This is a genomic window from Curtobacterium sp. 24E2, from assembly GCF_016925595.1.
Classification (GTDB): Bacteria; Actinomycetota; Actinomycetes; order Actinomycetales; family Microbacteriaceae; genus Curtobacterium.
The window spans coordinates 3657845-3675580 of the sequence record NZ_CP068987.1 but is presented as its reverse complement, the minus strand read 5'-3'; the positions used below and the strand labels follow the sequence as shown (position 1 = coordinate 3675580).

Annotated in this window: 14 protein-coding genes; 6 read left to right on the top strand and 8 right to left on the bottom strand. The window is 72.1% G+C overall.

Annotation, left to right across the window (positions count from 1 at the left end; translation table 11 throughout):
• Positions 1–109 precede the first annotated feature (109 nt).
• Positions 110–1093, bottom strand: coding sequence for an SRPBCC family protein (locus tag JN350_RS17985; RefSeq protein ID WP_205463052.1), 984 nt, complete (start codon positions 1091–1093; stop codon positions 110–112).
• A 118-nt stretch (positions 1094–1211) separates the two neighbouring features.
• Here JN350_RS17985 and JN350_RS17980 point away from each other — a divergent pair, with 118 nt between their 5' ends.
• The 4 genes from JN350_RS17980 (at position 1212) to JN350_RS17965 (ending at position 4200) form a co-directional block, all read left to right on the top strand.
• Positions 1212–1679, top strand: a complete 468-nt coding sequence (locus JN350_RS17980) for a hypothetical protein (protein ID WP_146249711.1) — start codon at positions 1212–1214, stop codon at positions 1677–1679.
• Entirely contained in the window at positions 1679–2584 is a 906-nt protein-coding gene (locus JN350_RS17975) for a hypothetical protein (RefSeq protein ID WP_205463051.1), read from the top strand. Before JN350_RS17980 ends, JN350_RS17975 begins: the two co-directional genes overlap by 1 nt.
• A 231-nt stretch (positions 2585–2815) precedes the next feature.
• Positions 2816–3796, top strand: coding sequence for an alpha/beta hydrolase family protein (locus JN350_RS17970; protein ID WP_205463050.1), 981 nt, complete (start codon positions 2816–2818; stop codon positions 3794–3796).
• Positions 3797–3804: 8 nt separating this feature from the next.
• Positions 3805–4200 (top strand): DUF7882 family protein, encoded by a 396-nt coding sequence (locus JN350_RS17965; RefSeq protein WP_111084738.1) that lies wholly within the window; start codon positions 3805–3807, stop codon positions 4198–4200.
• Between the two features lie 397 nt (positions 4201–4597).
• Here the strand turns inward: JN350_RS17965 and JN350_RS17960 are convergent, their stop codons facing one another.
• The 4 genes from JN350_RS17960 to JN350_RS17950 all read right to left on the bottom strand — a co-directional run bounded on the left by JN350_RS17960 (position 4598) and on the right by JN350_RS17950 (position 13562).
• Complete coding sequence (locus JN350_RS17960) at positions 4598–6421, bottom strand: sulfite reductase subunit alpha (RefSeq protein ID WP_205463049.1); 1824 nt, start codon at positions 6419–6421, stop codon at positions 4598–4600.
• Positions 6384–11765, bottom strand: coding sequence for a glutamate synthase-related protein (locus JN350_RS17955; protein WP_240347420.1), 5382 nt, complete (start codon positions 11763–11765; stop codon positions 6384–6386). The genes JN350_RS17960 and JN350_RS17955 overlap by 38 nt, the downstream gene beginning before the upstream one ends.
• Positions 11762–11947, bottom strand: coding sequence for a hypothetical protein (locus JN350_RS19955; protein WP_240347419.1), 186 nt, complete (start codon positions 11945–11947; stop codon positions 11762–11764). Before JN350_RS19955 ends, JN350_RS17955 begins: the two co-directional genes overlap by 4 nt.
• Positions 11948–12275: 328 nt before the next feature.
• The gene (locus JN350_RS17950) at positions 12276–13562 is read right to left on the bottom strand and encodes a bifunctional glycosyltransferase family 2/GtrA family protein (protein WP_240347418.1); all 1287 of its coding nucleotides are present in this window, start codon (positions 13560–13562) and stop codon (positions 12276–12278) included.
• A gap of 131 nt (positions 13563–13693) precedes the next feature.
• On the opposite strand from JN350_RS17950, the gene JN350_RS17945 reads away from it, so the two are divergent.
• Entirely contained in the window at positions 13694–14527 is an 834-nt protein-coding gene (locus JN350_RS17945) for a helix-turn-helix transcriptional regulator (RefSeq protein ID WP_205463047.1), read from the top strand.
• 39 nt (positions 14528–14566) lie between these two features.
• Here the strand turns inward: JN350_RS17945 and JN350_RS17940 are convergent, their stop codons facing one another.
• The gene (locus JN350_RS17940) at positions 14567–15055 is read right to left on the bottom strand and encodes a hypothetical protein (protein WP_111084734.1); all 489 of its coding nucleotides are present in this window, start codon (positions 15053–15055) and stop codon (positions 14567–14569) included.
• 194 nt (positions 15056–15249) lie between these two features.
• On the opposite strand from JN350_RS17940, the gene JN350_RS17935 reads away from it, so the two are divergent.
• Complete coding sequence (locus JN350_RS17935) at positions 15250–15453, top strand: hypothetical protein (protein ID WP_205463046.1); 204 nt, start codon at positions 15250–15252, stop codon at positions 15451–15453.
• Here the strand turns inward: JN350_RS17935 and JN350_RS17930 are convergent.
• Positions 15410–17002, bottom strand: a complete 1593-nt coding sequence (locus JN350_RS17930) for a sensor histidine kinase (protein WP_205463045.1) — start codon at positions 17000–17002, stop codon at positions 15410–15412. The genes JN350_RS17935 and JN350_RS17930 overlap by 44 nt on opposite strands.
• On the bottom strand, positions 16999–17721 hold the full coding sequence (locus tag JN350_RS17925; RefSeq protein WP_123339010.1) for a response regulator transcription factor: 723 nt from the start codon (positions 17719–17721) through the stop codon (positions 16999–17001). The genes JN350_RS17930 and JN350_RS17925 overlap by 4 nt, the downstream gene beginning before the upstream one ends.
• Between the last annotated feature and the right edge of the window lie 15 nt (positions 17722–17736).

Here is a 17736-nt window from a genome sequence, read left to right as displayed (position 1 = left end):
CCGCGAACGCGACAGATCCGTGCGGAAGGTTCGCAGGGATCTGTCGCTTCCGCGTGACGGACGGGAGGCCCGTGGCGGGGCCGCCACGGGCCTCCCGTCCGTCCGCTGGTCACGTGGCGGACAGGACCTCGCGTTCCAGGCGCTGGTAGCTGGTCTCCATGCCGTCGGTCATGCCGGTGGCCAGGATCATGTCCCGCTGCGTCCGGTCGGGGTAGGTGACGAGCAGTGTCAGCAGGGTGACGCCGTCGGCCTCGTCGAACTGCAGGTCGTTCGTGTTCGGGGGGAACGGCGCACCGGTCATCCGCTCGGTCGACACCATCCGCCGCTCCGGTTCCACGACGAGGTTCTCGCCCTCGAAGCCGAACGGCTCGCCCTCGGTGTCACCGGTCGGCGCCCATGCCTGCCGGAACGTGCCGCCCGGCGTCAGGTCGTTCTCGTACGCCGTCATCTCCCACCCGTCCGGTCCGAGCAACCACTGCCAGACGAGCTCCGGCTCGGTGTGCGCCCGCCACAGCACGTGGCGTGGTGCGGCGAAGGCCCGGGTGATGCGGACGTGGGTGTCGTCGACGAGCTCGGTGACGGTGCCCTTGCCGAGGGCGTGCTCGCGCAGGTCGGCGAGCACGGTGTCGAGCTGTCCGAAGGCCTGCTCGTAGCCGTCGACCATGCCCATGTCGACCATGGTCTCGAGGTCGGCGGCGGACTTGAACGACGACCGGACGGTCACACGCGACCCGGCTCCGACGGTCTCGAACGACAGGACGGTCTCGCTGGCCGGCAACGCGTCGTCGACCTCGCCGTCGGCGTCGGTGAAGAGGTCGCGGAAGGTGATGCGGTGCGGCTCGTCGACCTCGGTGACCTGCCAGACGGCGTGGAACCGCTCGCCCTGCGGCGACGTCATCCGGTAGTCGGCGCGGCCGCCGGGCTGCAGGTCGAACGCGGTGAAGGTGGCGGGGAACCCGGGCGGGCCCCAGAAGCGCTCGAGCTGACGGGAATCGGCGAAGGCGCCCCAGAGGCGCTCGACCGGGACGGGGAACTCGGCGACGAGCGTCATCGCGAGGGCCTCGGGGTCGGTGTGGACGGACGTGGTGGGCATCGTCGCTCCTGGTCGTCGGTTCGTCGTCGGGTTCGGTCTTGGTCTCAGGCTCCGTCCGCGCGACCTCGTGCGCAAGGGGGACGTGCAGGTAGTCTGTCCGCGGAGATCGAAAGGGGCGATGTCAGTGGGCACGAGCGCGTCGGACACCGTCAGTGCCCTCGTCGCGACCCTTCCCCCGTCGCCGAGGCTCCCCGACGTCGTCGCCGGGGTCGGTCGGTTCGTCGGCAAACCGACCCGCGTGGTCGACGTCGACGGTCCGAGCTGGGGACCGCTCACCGCGCTGGTCTCGCAGTTCGAGCACGAGAACCTCGTCCTCGTGCCGGCCGGCGCTCCCGAGCTGTACCGGATGCACTGCGTCCTGCACGAGCTCGGACACCTCGTGCACGGCGACGCCGGAGCCCCGACCACCACCTCGATCGCCGAGTTCGCCTCGGGCGGGCACGTGTGCCGCCGCGCCCTCGACGGCGACACCGGACTGGTGAGCATCTCGGACGACGACGAGCACTTCGCCGAGCGGTTCGCGTACGAGCTGGCGACCGTGCTGCTCGCCGGCAGCGCGAGCGCGGACGAGCGGGCCTACGGCTGATGGCCGTCCTGCACGCCGCCGCCTTCTGGTGCGCGGCGCTGATCTTCCTCGCCCGCACGCCCTACGTGCTGCGGAACCCACGTGGCCGCGCAGCCTGGGGTGCGACCGGCGTCGGTGCGCTCGGGCTGCTGACGCTCGGCAGCGTCGTGCCGCAGACCGTGCTCGACGGTGCCCTCGGGGGCACGAACCTCATCAACCTGGTGCAGAACGTGTGCGCCACGGCGGCCTTCTGGCTGATGCTCCGGGCGAGCACGTCCGACCTGCCGAAGCGGCCGGGGCTGGCGAGCCCGCTGGCGCTCCTCGTGGTGGTCGTGGCCTTCGCCGTCCCGTTCTTCGCCGTGCGCGACCGGGGCGGCACGGACTTCCACTTCATCGTGCGGGAGATCCACCAGCCGGCGATGTGGCTCTACGGGTCGGTCTACATGGTGGGTGTCGGCGTGATCGCCGCCGCGACGCTCCGGTACGGCGTGCTGCGCAATCCGGTCGCGCTCGTGGTCTTCCGGGTGGGGCTCTCGCTCGTGGTCATCGCGAGCATCGACGAGCTCCTCTCCCTCACCGCCGACCACTTCGGGTGGTTCCCCGCTCCGCTGCGCGACGGACTCCGTCTGGGCTTCGACCCGCCGTTCTACCTGGGCATCGTCCTCATCGTCGTCGCGATGGCGTCCCTGACGTTCCGGCGGTGGTGGCGGGACGTGACGTGCCGTCGGCACCACCGGCTGCTCCGCCGCATCGCCCGGCGCCACGAGCTGCGCGCCGTCGAACGGGACGGCGACGTGCAGGCGCGGACCTACGACCTCGTCATCGCGATCCGCGACGCCGAGGTGCAGGGCCGGACCCTCGACGACGCCGAGCTCGCCCAGGTGCGCTCGGCGGAACTGACCCTGACCCGCAGTCTCGGAGGCTGATGCGATGACGATCGTCTGGTGGGTGCTCGGCGTGCTCGTCGTGCTGGCGGCGGCGTTCCTGCTCGTGGTGCGGAAGGTCGTCGGCAAGATCGTGCTGCCCGGCGGCGACCGCTGGACCCCGGTGCTCGAGACGACCGACGACTCGATCCGGCTCCCGATCACCGACGACACCGTCCGCCCGGGGAGTACGGCCTGTGGCACGACGGCACCGGGCACACCACGGTCGGGCCGGTGCTCGACGTCGACGAGGCCGCCGGCACCGTCCGGCGTGCGGTGGTCCGGACGACGGGTGACGTGTCGACACGGGTGCGGTGGAGCGGGCACGTGCACCCGGACCCCGCCGCGATGGACGTCGACTGGGCGGAGGTCGACCTGCCGACGGCCGTGGGCCCTGCACCAGCGTGGGTCATCCGGCCCGCTGGCCCCGCGCCCGCGCCCGCGCCCGCACCCGCCGCCGACGCGCCGGCCGCCGCCGACGCGCCGGCCGCCGCCGACGCACCCGCCGCCACGACCTGGGCCGTCCACGTGCACGGCATCCGCACCACCCGCGTGACGGCGCTCCGGACCGTGCCGGCGGCCCTCGAGGTCGGCTGGACCTCGATCGTCCCGTCGTTCCGCGGCGACGGCGAAGCACCCTGGCAGGGCCGCGCCTCGCACCTCGGTGCCCGCGAGTGGCCCGACGTCGAGGCCGCACTCGACCACGCCGTCGCGAACGGAGCCGAACGGCTCGTCGTCGTGGGGTGGTCGATGGGCGCGACGATCACCCACGAGATGCTCGCCCGATCGGCGCACCGCGACCGGTTCGTGGGACTGGTCCTCGTGTCGCCGGCGCTCGACTGGGCGACCACGGTGCGCTCCCAGGCCGGTCGTGCCGGGCTCCCCGGGTTCGTCGTCGGTGCTGCGCTCCGGGCGATGGCACTGCCGCTCGTGTACCGCCTCGTCGGGCTCCGATCACCCGTGGACGTCCGCGCGCTCTCCTGGTTGCACGCGCCGCGGAGCCTGCCACCGACCCTGCTCATCCACTCGTCGGGGGACACCACCGTGCCGTTCGCCGTCAGCCGGGAGTTCGCCGACGCGCACCCCGACACCGTGACGTTGGCGGTGAGCGAGCCCGCCGAGCACGCCTGGGAACGGAACGTCGACGCCGTCTGGTTCGACACCACGATCACGACCTGGGCGAGATCGCTCGGGCACACCGGCATCATGGAGTAGAAGGAGCCATGGGTCAGCTCATCTACGACGGCCAGCCGCTCGACCTCCGCATCGACGACCGCGCCATGACACACCTGCAGATCGTGATCGTGAACATGCTCCGACGCGAGCACCGGTTCGCGTTCTCGTGGAAGGACGACGTCATCCACGGCAACGGTCGCAGCACGATCTGGCTGAACCCGAACGTCAGCCTGCACTTCAAGTTCTCCGGCAGCCGGGTGCCGTCGATCAACCGCAGCTGGCTCGAGGACCTCTACGCCTCGGCCACGTCGGGTTCGGGGCTCGTCCTGACGCCGGAGCCGCCGGACACGAGCACGGCGGCCGACTCGGCGTGGTCGCGAGCGGTCGCCCCGGGGGACGCCGACGACGCTTCGGGGACACCGAGCGGTAGCACGGCTGAGTGATTCCCGTCAACGGGTTCCGAAGATCCGCTGATCGTCGTACCGTTTCTGTACCGCGGATCAGAGTCGTCCCTTCGGGCCGGCATCCAGGGAGCCGGTGACGGCGACGAACCGCGGCAGGAGGGGGACCCGAATGACCGTGACGCAGTGCGCGCCCGGCGCCGACCAACCATCGGCGAGCGAGCGGCGTGCACGACGGGAGTCCCGGATCAGGAGACTCGTCGTCCAGCAAGCCGGGTCATCGCACCCGGGTCCTTGCGTCACGCCACTGGGCTCGTCGGTCAGGCCTCACTGACCGGCACCCTCCAGAGAACGCCCCGGCAGTCGGATTCGGGTTCCGCTGCCGGGGCGTTCTGCTGCCGGGGCGTCCTGCTGCCCGGATCGGGCGTGGGGTGCCGACTCAGTAGACGTCGCGGACGTACCGCTTCGTGCGGCGCAGGTCGGCCAGGTACGACAGTGCGTCGTCCTCGTCCCGCCCACGGCCGGTGCGGATGACGTCGAGCAGCGCGGCCTCGACGTCCTTCGCCATCCGCGAGGCGTCGCCGCACACGTACACGTGGCCGCCGTCCTCGAGCCAGGCGAACAGCTCGGCGGACTGCTCCCGCATTCGCGTCTGCACGTAGACCTTCTCGGCCTGGTCGCGAGAGAACGCCAGGTCGAGGCGGTTCAGCACGCCCTGCTCCTGCAGTTCGGTGAGCTCGTCCTGGTAGACGAAGTCGGTGTCGCGGTGCTGGTCGCCGAAGAACAGCCAGTTGCGCCCCGTCGCACCGGCCGCGGCCCGCTCGTGCAGGAACCCGCGGAACGGAGCGATGCCGGTGCCCGGACCGATCATGATCATCGGCGCGGACGCGTCGGCCGGCACGCCGAACGACGCGTTCGGCTGCAGGTAGACGTCGACCGTACGGTCGGGGGCGACCCGGTCCGCCAGGAACGTCGACGCGACACCGGCGTACATCCGGTGCGGGTCGCCGTACCGGACGGACGCGATGGTCAGGTGGATGCGGTCCGGGTGCGCCAGTGGGCTCGACGAGATCGAGTACTGGCGTGCCTGCAGCGGGCGCAGGTTCGGCAGCAGCTCGTCGAGTCCGGGAGCGGCCGGTCCGGCGTCGCGCAGCAGGTCGAGGACGTCACGACCCCACAGCCAGCGGTCCAGTTCGTGCTTGTCGCCGTGCGAGACGACCGCAGCGAGTTCGCTCGCCGGGGCACGCTGCACGAGGTCCGCGATGAGGTCCTTCGACGGTGTCCGGACCTCGCGGTCGCTCCGCAGGACCTCGGTGATCGGTCGGCCGTCGAACGACTCGCCGCCGTTCGCGCCGACCTGCTCGAGCAGCTCCGCGACGAAGACCTCGTCGTTGACCGGCACGACCGCCAGGGCGTCGCCGGCGGTGTACTCGATGCCGGAGTCGCCGAGGTCGAACTCGTAGTGCCGGATCTCCTTCGCGCTGCGCGGCGAGGAGAGCAGCCGGTTCTCGACCAGCCGTGACGGGTACGGGTTGCGCTTGTTCCACTGCGACCCCGGCCGGGAGGCACGGCCCGCGCCCGCCCCGCTGGTCGCGGTGGCACCGTCGCCGGCACCACTGCCCGTGGTCGCGCCGGGTGCGCCGGTCGCGCCGGCCTCCGCAGCGAGCCGGTCGAGCACGGCGGCGCTCCAGAGTGCGGCGGCGTCCTCGAAGTCGACGTCGCAGTCCACGCGGTCGTGCACCCGGGTCGCGCCGAGCTGCTCGAAGCGGGTGTCGAGGAGCTTGCCGGCCTGGCAGAACTCGTCGTAGCTGGTGTCCCCGAGGCCGAGGACCGCGTACTGCAGCCCCTCGAGCCGCGGCACGGTGGACGCCTGGACCGCGTCCCAGAACAGGCCGGCGTTGTCGGGCATCTCGCCCTCGCCGTACGTCGAGGTGACGACGAGGACGTGGGTCATCCCGGCGAGCTGCTCCGGGGTGACGGCGTCGAGCGCCGCGGCACGGCCACCGAGCCCGCGGGCCTTCGCCCCGGCGACGAGCTCGTCGGCCAGGAACTCCGCGTTGCCGGTCTGCGTGCCGAACAGCACGTCGACCGTCGTCGTGGGGGCGGCGCCGGACGCCTTCTTGCCGGCGGCGGCGATGCCCGCGATGAACCCGGCCAGCCAGGACTCCTGGGCGGCCGAGAACGGTGCGTCGACGGGGATCAGCGAGCCGGTCGGGGGAGCAGGCTCACGCTGACACCGCCTCGGTCGGCGCCTGGGGTGCACGGCGGGCGATGTCCTCGAGTGCCGCGGTGGCGAGCAGCTCGTCGAAGCGGGCCTCGCGGACGCGGCCGTCGTTCTTGGCGTTCTGGTGCATGATCCACCCCGTGGTGCCCGGTGCGTCCATGCTGCGGTTGTTCCGCTGCGTGAGCGCACGCTTGTAGTCGTCGAGCCGCTTGATCGCGATGAGCGTCGCGAGCTGGTCGTCCGCGAACCGGTCGAGCGTGCCGCGCAGGTACTTCACGACGCGCTGCTTCACGGAGAAGTCCTCGGTCAGGACGAGGTTCTTCACCGCTTCGGTGACGCGGGGGTCGTTCGCACCCGCACCGGGGACGCGCTCGAGGGCGACGTCCTGGGCGACGCCGAGCACCGTGTACGACGACAGCAGCGAGAACATGTCGTCGCCCTGGTCGCCGAGCGCCGGGGCACGGCCGTCGAGGACGGTCCGCTGGTCGCGGTAGTCGACCTTGAACGCACGGAGCTTGTCCGTGGCGATCGAGGTCGCGAGCTCGTCGAGCAGCTCGGGGCGGGTGGCCGCCGCGAGGATCTCGCCGGCGTCCTGCGAGAGCAGGAGCGCGCGCGGCATGCCGACGAAGACGTGCTGCCGGGTGGTCTCCCAGTCGGCGAGCAGCCGCTCGGCCAGCGCCGACCCGGTCGCCTCGAGGTGCCACTCGAGCAGCAGTCGTGCGCCGGCCTCGTGGAACGCCCCGCGCTCGGTGTCGGTGACGGGGAACACGAGGAGCGAGTCGGTGCTGGCGCGCTGCGCGACCTGACCGGACGGGTCGTACTGGTACAGGAACCCGCCGGACATGCCGTTGCCGAGGCCCTTGCCGAACGCGCCGAGGTTGAACACGGCACCGCCCGTCATGTACTCGCACCCGAAGTCGCCGACGCCCTCGACCACGGCCGTGGCGCCGGAGTTGCGCACGGCGAAGCGGTCTCCGGCCTCGCCCTCGACGAACGTGCGGCCGCCGGTGGCCCCGAAGAGCGCGAAGTTGCCGATCAGCACGTTCCCGCCCTGGTCAGCACTGCCGCCGCCCGGTGCGCGGACGATGATCCGACCGCCGCTCTGGCTCTTACCGACGCCGTCGTTCGCGGTGCCGGTGTGCTCGAGCACGATGCCGTCGTTGTTGAACACGCCGTACGACTGCCCGGCCGAGCCCTGGGTGCGGATCGTGACCGCACCGTCGACCAGCCGGCGGCGCCCGCGGTCATCGGTCGCCACGGCGGGCAACCCCTGGACGTCCTCGGCGCCGAGCTCGTGGTTGAGCAGGCGCTCGACGTCGATGCCGAGCTGACCGCCGACGGACTTGTCGCTGTTGCCGAGCAGGACGCCGTGCACGAGCACGTGCTCCTGGGCGTGGTCGACCAGCGCCGTGCGGATGCGCTCGAGCAGCGCGTCGTCGGTGTGGAAGTCCTTCTCCAGGTACTCCGGGTCCGTCACGACCTTCTCCGGCACCTGCGCGAGCAGGGCACGGGCGTCCAGACGCCCGACGCTCGCCGGGTGGTCGAGGAGCTGCAGCAGGTCGGTGCGCCCCCGGGCCTCGCGCAGCGAGCGCAGGCCGAGCCGGGCGAGGATCTGCCGCACGTCGTGGGCGATGTTGAGCAGGTACTGCGCGAGTGCACGCGGGTCGCCCTCGAACGCCTCGGCGTTCGTGGTGAGGCCGGCCGGGCACTTCACGTTGCAGTTCTTCGCCATGACGCAGCCGAGCATCATGAGCGCGGTCGTGCCGAACTCGAAGCTGTCGCCGCCGAGCAGGGCGCTCGTCACGACGTCGGACCCGGTCTGGTGCGCGCCCGAGCAGCGGAGCGTGACCTTGGAGCGCAGGCCGTTCGCGACGAGGGCCTGGTGGACCTCGGCGACGCCGATCTCCGCCGAACGTCCCGCGTACTTCAGGCTCGTGACGGCCGCGGCGCCGGTGCCACCGGTGTTGCCCGCGACGTTGATGACGTCCGCGCCGGCCTTCGCGACGCCCACCGCGATGGTGCCGATGCCCTCGGAGGACACGAGCTTCACGATCACCCGGACACGGGCCGCCTTGCAGTCGTGGATCAGCTGCGCCAGGTCCTCGATCGAGTACGTGTCGTGGTGCGGCGGCGGCGAGATGAGCTCGACGCCGGGCGTGCCACCACGGGCCGCGGCGATGTCCACCGTGACCTTCGGCGCGGGCAGCTGACCGCCCTCGCCGGGCTTCGCGCCCTGACCGATCTTGATCTCGAGTTCCTCGAGCATGGGGTCGGCGAGGTAGCCCGCCCAGATGCCGAAGCGGCCCGAGGCGAACTGCTTGATCCGCGAGCCGCGGATGGTTCCGTAGCGGGAGTGGTGCTCGCCGCCCTCACCGCTGTTCGACATGCCGCCGACCATGTTCGTGCCGTGCGCCACCGCTTCGTGCGCGGTGGCGACGAGCGCGCCGTGGCTCATCGCGCCGGACGCCAGGGTCCGGGTGATCTCGTGTGCCGGCTGGACCTCGTCGAGCTCGACGCTGTCGGGCGCGCTCTCGAGCAGGGTGAGCAGCCCGACGGCCGCGCCGGTGGCGCGGAGCGTCACCTGGGTGTCGTCGACGGAGTCGACGTCGACCTGGCCCGGGAACAGCAGCGCGAGGCCGTCTGCCAGGGCCCGGTGGCGCAGTGCACCCGTGGTGCCCGTCGACGCGAGCTCCAGGCGGAACCGCTCCGTGCCTCCCGGAAGCCCGTCTGAGGACGGACGCGAGCCGGACAGCCCGCGCACGGTGACGCTGGCGTTGCCGGTCGTCGAGAACCGACCCAGCTCGCGGGCGAAGTCCTCAGCCGTGTCGATGCCGGTGACGTCCGCGGGCAGCGCGAGCACGTCGCGGAGCGCAGCGGGGCGGCGCGACCGCTCGTCGTGCGTGGTCTGCAGGAACGTGACGTAGCCCGGCGTGATCCGGTGCTGGTCGATCTCGGTGTCACTGAGGCGGTCGTAGCCGGTGTTGCGGTAGGCGGAGTCGGTGATGCCGAACGAGTCGTCGAGCTGGCCGAGCGTCAGCAGGCGCAGTGCGTCCGAGTCGCCGGAGCGCTCGAAGGACGGACGCTCCTCGGTCATCCCGCCGAACCCGCGCACGCTCGCGACGCCGAACGAGTGGCCGGCACCGTCCGAGCGCTCCTTGAACAGGCCGAGCAGGGGGACCTGGCCCTCGGCCGCGACCGAGCGGGCACGCTCGTGCCAGTCCGTCGCCGCCTGGGCGATGCGGGCGAAGCCGACGCCGCCCACGGGGGCCTGCATGTGCGGGAACACCCGCGCCAGGACGTCGTCGCCGGTGTCCAGGTAGTTCGGCTCGAAGAACGCGCCACCGATGTAGCTCTCGGCGGTGCAGAGGCCGACGCGACCCATGGTCTTCGCCAGCGCCTTCTCGGCGGCCTTGCGGAACTGCTTCAGCGCGAGGTCCGTCGCGGTGAGCTCACCGGCGGGTGCCGGCGCCGCGGGGTACTTCTCCTCGGCACGCAGGCGCGCGCTCAAGCTGTACACAGCCGAGGCGCCGAAGCCGAGGGCCGTCGCCACGTGGTGTGACGATGGCAGCTGACCGCTCTCGGCGACGACGGACACCCGCAGGCGCAGACCGGTCTCGATGAGCCGCTGGTTCACGGCGGCCACGGCCAGGATCACGGGCAGGGGCGCACGGGTCGACGAGACCTCGCGGTCGGTCAGCACGGCGATGCCGCCGGACGTCCCCGCGAACTGCTCCACGGCGTCGCACAGGGCGTCCACAGCGTCGCGCACGGCGTCCGCGTTCGCCTGCTCGTCGCCGAGCACCGGAACGTAGAGCATGTCGAAGCGCTCGAGCGGCACGATGTCCTGGTCGCGCAGGCGCACCATGTCCAGGTGGCCGAGGATCGGCGACTGCACGACGAGCTGCCGGCTCGTCGAACCCGTGCCGTCCGGCTTCGCGCCGAGGGCCACGCGCATGCTCATGCCGTCGGCTTCACGGATCGAGTCGAGCGGCGGGTTCGTCACCTGGGCGAAGCGCTGCGAGAAGTACTTCGCCATGCCGCCCTCGGTGTCGCTCAGGGCGTTGATGGCGTTGCCGTAGCCCATCGCCGAGATCCGCTCCGAGCCGTTCTGCAGCATCGGGTCGAGCATGAACCGGAAGCTCTCCTGGTTCAGCGAGTACGCCACGTAGCGGCCCGCGAGCGACAGGTCGCCGTCGTAGCCGAGCGTCGTCGTCGTGCGCTGGTACTCCGGCGCCGGCAGGTCGTCGAGGTTCACGCGGGCGGCGTCGAGCAGGGCTCCGTAGGGCTTGCGCGCCGCGAGCATCTCGAGCACCTCGCGGGTGCGCATCAGCGTGCCGGTGCGGTGGTCGACGACGAGCATGCCGCCCGCCTCGATGCGGCCGCGGTGCACGACCTCGTCGGCGTCGAACTCGACCTGACCGGCCTCGGACGACACCATCAGGTACTCGGCGGTCTGCACCGAGCGCAGCGGGCGGAGGCCCAGGCGGTCGAGCCGCGCGCCGACGACGTCGCCGTCGCTGAAGATCACGGCGGCGGGCCCGTCGTTCTTCTCCTCGTACAGCGAGAAGAACTCGAGCATGTCCCGCACGTCGGGCGTCAGTGTGCGGTCGTTCTCCCACGCCGGCGGCATGAGCGACACCACGGCCTCGACGATCTCGAGTCCGTCGTCGAACACCCGGCTCTGCAGGGTCTGGTCGAGGCGGCTCGAGTCGGACTGCCCGGGCGGGCGGACGATGCTGCGGGTGCGCGCGCGGGCCAGGGCCTCGTCGGACAGCCGGTTCTTCCGGTCGGTGTTCAGCTCGCCGTTGTGCGCCATCAGGCGGAACGGCTGCGCCATCGTCGGGTGCGGCTCGGTGTTCGTCGAGAACCGGGTGTGGAAGTACAGCGTCCGCACCGAGTGGCGGGGGTCCCGCAGGTCCGTGAAGTACCCGATGACCTCGCCCGAGTTCAGGCGGCCCTTCAGGATCTGGGTCCTGGCGCTGAGCGACAGCGGGTACAGCGCTGCGTGCTCGGCGCGCTGCTCGGCGGCCTCGCCGTAGGACACCGACTCGATCGCGAGCAGGGCACGGTTCGCCGCCGCGTCGACCTCGGTGCGGTCCCACTGCTCGGGCGCGCGGAAGACCCACTGCACGATCGGCAGCTGGTACTGCTCGGCCTCGGGTCGGGCGACGGAGTGGTCCACCGGGACGTCGCGGACGACGAGCAGCTCGAAGCCCTGCTGCTCGATGGCGTCCGTGACGGTCTGCTGCGCACGGGCGCGCTCGGCGTCCGCTGCCGCACCCGTGCCGCTCGGCACGAAGCAGTTCGCGACGCCGAAGTGACCGGCGCGGAGCTCCTGGCCGGTGATGGCGCTGAAGAACTCCACCGACAGGTCGATGCTCACGCCGGCGCCGTCACCGACACCCTCGGCGGACTTGCCGCCGCGGTGGGGATGGCGCAGAGCGCTTCGTCACCCTTGCGGATGACGTCGTGGTGGGGCGTGCCGTCGAGTCGGGTGATGAAACCGACGCCGCAGTCGCTCGATTCGCGGGCAGGGTCGTAGAGACCGAAGGAGGTGGGGTTCACGTGTGCGGGTCCAGTGGGGCGTTGCCGGCAGCGGACGGCCAGGCTGCATCGATGGAGCGCTCGCCGCGGGCGGACCGGTGGTGACAGTCGGGCCCTGTGGGGTTGTGGTGCGGTACGGCGATGCTACGGCGCGGTATACCGCCCACGCAACACCGCGCGGTGCGGCGCACGGTGCGTGCCTGTTCGGCTGGTGCGAGGTTGCGCCCTCGGTGCGCTGTTGTTGCGCTGCACGGAGCGTGGAACCCCGCACGGGATGGGCCACACCGCACGGTGCGGCGGGCAGCACGTGCCGAACGACCCCGCACCGAGTAGCCAGCCCGGCACGGTGTCAGGCTGCGTGCTCGCCGGTCCGCTCGTCGACGGCGATCGGCTGCGTCACCGCCGTGCTGGCGTCGGCGGCGGGGGTCGTGCCGGGGCGGATGAGCTCCGGGCGACGGCGGCCACTGCGGAACACCCACGCCTTGAACAGCACGAACCGGACGCAGGTCGCGACCAGGTTGGCGGCCGTCAGCACCAGGATCTCGGCACCGTGCGACGCTCCCGGCACGCTGCTGTGCAGCACGACCAGGGACCCCGACGTGATCGCCCAGGCGATGCCGAACACCACCAGCCCCTGCACGTGGTGCCGCCCCGCCCCGGCCCGCCCGCGGAGGCCGAAGGTGAAGCGCCGGTTCAGTGCGGTGTTGCCGATCGCGGTCAGCAACAGCGCGGTGAAGTCCGCCGTCTGCGCCCCGATCGCCGGACGGAACAGCGCGTACAGCACCGCGAACGCGACGGTCGACAGCACCCCGATCGCCCCGAAGCGCAGCGCCTGACCGAGGAACCCGACGTGCGGCGGCGTGAACGGGCGTCGGCCGATGGTCTCGTACACGGCGCCCACGGGCACCCGCCCGCTGGCGATGCCCCGCGAGACGCGCCACATGCCCTTGAGGTCCTCGGTGGCGGTCGACGCGATCTGCACCGACGAGTTCACGTCGTCGACCCAGTCCACCGGGACCTCGTGGATGCGCAGCCCCGCGTGCTCGGCGAGCACGAGCATCTCGGTGTCGAAGAACCACGCGTCGTCCTCGCACAGCGGCAGCAACTGGTCGGCCGCCCGCTTCGTGACGGCCTTGAACCCGCACTGCGCGTCCGAGAAGGACACCCCCATCGTCGTGCGGAGCAGCAGGTTGTACGAGCGGGAGATGAACTCGCGCTTGCTGCCCCGCACCACCCGCGACGAGTCCGCCAACCGCGTGCCGATCGCCAGGTCGGAGTGCCCGGAGAGCAACGGCGCCACGAGCGGCTCGAGTGCCGCGAGGTCCGTCGACAGGTCCTCGTCCACGTACACCAGCACCGTCGCCGGGGATGCACCCCACACGGCCTTGAGCGCCCGCCCACGACCCTTCTCGGGCAGGTGGACCGCGTGCACGCCGGGCAGCATGGCGGCCAGGTCGTCGGCGATCCGCGCGGTGTCGTCGGTCGAGGCGTTGTCGGCGATCGTGATCCGCCACGAGTGGTGCAACGACGTCCGGCAGAACGTGTGCAGGCGTCGCACGTGGGCCGCGAGCGTGTCCTGCTCGTTGTAGCAGGGGACGACGATGTCGATGTCGAGGGTCTGGTTCGTCTCCGTCATGCCGCTCATGCTCGGCAGCGGGCACATGCGGACCGAGGCAGTGCGCTGTGCTCCCGGTAAGAACGGCGTTCGGCGACCGTTCACGTCACGGTCGAACACGACAGGTGTCGCGCGGATACGGTCGACGGACGATGACGACCGAGCGCGACGACGCACACCGATCGGCGGTGCTGCTCCCGGGGGAGCGGCTCGGCCTGGCGCTCGACGAACGGTGTCCGGAGTTCGAGGAGCTCCTGCTCACGCCTCCGCTGCACGGCATCCGACCGGACGGCCACGACTGGTTGCGACGCCGGTACGCCGAGATCGTCCCGCTCGTGCTCCCCGCCGCGCTGCGGGCCGTCGAGCGCGGTGAACCCGTCGACCGCGAGTGCCTCGCCCAGCTGCGCGCGGTGGCGGCCGCGAGCGCCGAGGACCCCCGCGTCGACGTGTCGGTCGTGCTCCGCGGGGCCCTGCCGGCGATCCGGGTCTTCGCCCTCGTCATGCACACCGCCACCCGCGACCACGCCGTCACGCTCGACCACGCCGGCCGGACGATGCTCGCGATGAGCCGCGCCTCGCTCGTCGCCCACGAACTCGGCTCGTGCTGGGCCGAGGCCTGGGCCCAGCAGCGACGGCGATCGGCGAGCGCGTCCGCGGCGGCGGCGGTCACCACCGGGGAGATCGACCTCGTCGCCCGTGCGCCCGGCCTCGACGAGACCGAGGAGCAGATGCTCGCGCTCGCCGCGCAGGGGCTCTCCAACGACGAGATCGCGAAGGAGACGGCCTACAGCCGCCAGGCCGTCGCGTGGCACCTCGGACGGCTGATGAAGTCGTGGAAGGCGCCGAACCGGACGGCGCTGGTGTCGGTCGCCTTCGTGAAGGGGTGGATCCGTGCACGGCGCGAGGTCCGCGGTGCAGCACGGACCTGGCCCCCGGCGATCGAGCCGGCCGCCGAGCGTCCCGCCACGCACGACGACGCCCCCTGAGACCGTGGTCTCCGGGGGCGCCGGTGCGGTGCCGGCGGATCAGCCGCCGTTCACGTGGATGACGTTGTCGATGCGTTCGATGTTGCCGAACGCACCCCAGTTCAGCCAGCCACCGTCACCGTTGTTCGTGATCGATCCGGGGCCCTTGAACCAGTAGATGACGTAGTTGCCGCCCTTGATGTCGATCGACTGCGCGTCCGCGACGTCGCCGGACACCGTGATGTCCTGGTTCTTGTTCACCACCGCGACGGTGAGGCGATCGGGGTTGCCGGCGTTCCAGTAGCCGACGTCGAGCGCGGCCTGCACGGCGCCGCCGCGGTCGCTCTGGTCGTTCACGGCGTCCTTGATCGCGTTGACGATCGCGACCGGGTCGAGGTTCACGTTGACGTTGCCGCCGACGGAAGCCGAGGTGCTCGGTGCGGGCTCGGCGGCCTGTGCCGGTGCCGCGACGAACGCCCCGGCGATGACGGCGCCACCGAGTGCGGTGCCGGCGAGGAGCTTGACGGACTTGCGCTTGAACGAGTTCATGATCGTGTTCCCATCTCTGCGGTGGTGACCCGTGTGGGTCGTCCAGCTCGGACAGGACCCAGCCTGCGTCGTCGGGTGCCGGGTTGCACGCGTTCGGCCCGGACGTTGGACGATCGTCTGACGATCCGTCCAGCGCCGCGAAGGTGTGCCACCCTCGCTGGTCGCGAGTGCGTTTCGTGAGCAGGAATGGTCGAGTGGCGCCAGAGCAGGCGACCGTTTCTGCTCACGAGGCGGGCGAGGCGGGCGACGCGGGCGAGGCGGGCGACGCGGGCGACGCGGGCGACGCGGGCGAGGCGGGCGAGGCGGGCGACGCGGGCGAGGCGGGCGACGCGGGCGACGCGGGCGAGGCGGACATCACGAGGCTGGCGAAGCGGGCGGCCCCGGCAGGTCCACCGTGAACGCCGTCCGACCGGGACCGGAGGCCACCCGCACACTCCCGCCGTGCGCCGACACCACGGCCTGCACGATCGCCAGCCCGAGCCCGCTCGTCCCCTGGCCCTGGGAGCGCATGCGCGACGCCTCGACGCGGGTGAACCGGTCGAACAGCGTCGGCAGGGCGTCCGACGGGATCGGCGGCCCGTCGTTGGCCACGACGAGGCGAGCGGCCGCACCATCAGCGGACGGCCCCGTCTGCTGCAACGACACCACCACCGCGGTCCCGGGCGGCGTGTGCGTCCGAGCGTTCGCGAGCAGGTTCGTCACGACGCGGCGCAGCTGCTCCGCGTCGCCGTGCACGGTCAGCGGGTGGTCGTCGACGATCTGCAGGGTCCACCGGTGGCCCGGCGCGATGGCCCGGGCGTCCATGGTGGCCTCGACCACGAGCGACGTCAGGTCGACCTGCGCGGCAGCGAGCGGCGCGGGCGATCCGGACCCTGCTCCGGACGCCAGGGCCGTCGCGTCGAGTCGCGCGAGCAGCAACAGCTCCTCGACGAGGTCGCCCATCCGCACGGCCTCGCGGCCGATCCGGTCGACGTTCCGGTGGATCGCGTCGAGGTCCGACGAGCGCGCGGTCAGCTCGGCGTAGGCCCGGACGGTCGCGATCGGCGTCCGCAGTTCGTGCGAGGCGTCGGCGACGAAGGTCCGCATGCCGGCCTCGGCGTCGCGGCGCACCGTCAGGGCTCGGGCGACGTGCCCGAGCAGCCGGTTCAGCGCAGTGCCGACCTGCCCGACCTCGCGGTTCGCGGTGAGGTCGGCGTCGGCGACCCGCACCGGGATGTCGGTGTCGCCGCGTTCCAGGTCGAGGTCGGTCACCCCGGAGGCGACCGCGGCGACGTGTTCGAGCGGTCGGAGGGACCGCCGCACGAGCAGGGCGAGGGCCCACGCGGCGACGACGAGGCCCAGCACCGTGACGATCCCGATGACGAGCAACAGGCGACCGATGGCGGCGTTCAGGTCGCCGAGGGGGAGCGCGGTCACGAACACGTCGCCGTCGTCCCCGACCGCCTGCACCCGGTAGGTGCCGAGCGAGCCGAGGTCGATCGTCGCCGGGTCGACACCGCTGTCGACCGCGGTGAGGGTCTTCCGTTGCGCCGACGACAGCCCGTGCTGGTCGCCGTCGCTGTCGGTGTACCCGCCGAGCACCACGGTGCCGTTGCGGACGATCGCGACGACGGTGCCGGCGGACTGCCCGGGCGCTCCGATGAAGGCGTTGTCCGGATCCGGGCGGTCCGACGACGATCCAGATGACGATCCGGACGACCCGGGCGGTGGGCCGGTGGGCGCGTCCGCACCGTCCCGGCCGCCGACGGTCCGGTTCGCCGCCGTCGACAGCTCCGCGTCGAGGCGGTCGACCAGGTACCCCCGGAACGCGACGACGGTCACCGCTCCGACGACGACGTTCGTCGCGACGAGCAGGAGCGCGACGGCCGCCACGACCCGCCACCGCAACGACGGCACCCGTCCGGCGCGGGTCGGACGGGCCGGGATCGCCTTCGTCGATCGGCTCACGTCGTCGGCCGGAGGACGTACCCGGCCCCGCGCACCGTCTGCAGCATCGGCTCGCGTCCGGCGTCGAGCTTCTTCCGCAGGTACGACACGTACATGTCGACCAGGTTCGACGACGACCCGAAGTCCATGCCCCAGACGCCCGCGAGCAGCTGTTCCCGCGAGAGCACCCGGTTGGCGTTCCGCGCCAGGTGCCGCAGCAGCTCGTACTCGGTCGGGGTGAGCTCGATCGGTTCGCCGGCACGGCTGACGGCGCGGGCGTCCTCGTCGAGGCGGAGGTCACCGACCACCACCTCAGCGCTCCCGCCCACCGCAGCGACCCGAGCGGAGGTCCGTGCCAGGATCCGCGCCCGGACGAGCAGCTCGTCGATGCCGAAGGGCTTCGTCAGGTAGTCGTCGCCGCCGCCGGTGAGTCCGGCGAGCCGGTCCTCCGGGGCGTCGCGCGCGGTGAGGAAGAGCACACGGACGGCGTCGCGGGAGTCGCGGAGTCGTTCGAGCACCTCGAAGCCGTCGATGTCCGGCAGCATCACGTCGAGGACGATGACGTCGGGCTGGAACTCCCGCGCGGCGAACAGGACGTCTCGCCCGCGGTGCACGGCTCGCACGGCCCAGCCGTCCCCCTCGAACGCCAGGGCGACGGCGTCGGCCAGGGCGTGCTCGTCGTCGACGACGAGGGCGCGGACGGGGGTGCCGTCGGTGCGCTGCAGCGGTTGGCCGGTCACGTCCGCGAGCCTATC

Excerpts from the sequence above, each read along its gene's own strand:
- JN350_RS17980 (WP_146249711.1), top strand. The coding sequence starts at position 1,212 with ATGTCAGTGGGCACGAGCGCGTCGGACACCGTCAGTGCCCTCGTCGCG.
- JN350_RS17945 (WP_205463047.1), top strand. The coding sequence starts at position 13,694 with ATGACGACCGAGCGCGACGACGCACACCGATCGGCGGTGCTGCTCCCG.
- JN350_RS17940 (WP_111084734.1), bottom strand. The coding sequence starts at position 15,055 with ATGAACTCGTTCAAGCGCAAGTCCGTCAAGCTCCTCGCCGGCACCGCA.
- JN350_RS17975 (WP_205463051.1), top strand. The coding sequence starts at position 1,679 with ATGGCCGTCCTGCACGCCGCCGCCTTCTGGTGCGCGGCGCTGATCTTC.
- JN350_RS17950 (WP_240347418.1), bottom strand. The coding sequence starts at position 13,562 with ATGACGGAGACGAACCAGACCCTCGACATCGACATCGTCGTCCCCTGC.
- JN350_RS17965 (WP_111084738.1), top strand. The coding sequence starts at position 3,805 with ATGGGTCAGCTCATCTACGACGGCCAGCCGCTCGACCTCCGCATCGAC.
- JN350_RS17985 (WP_205463052.1), bottom strand. The coding sequence starts at position 1,093 with ATGCCCACCACGTCCGTCCACACCGACCCCGAGGCCCTCGCGATGACG.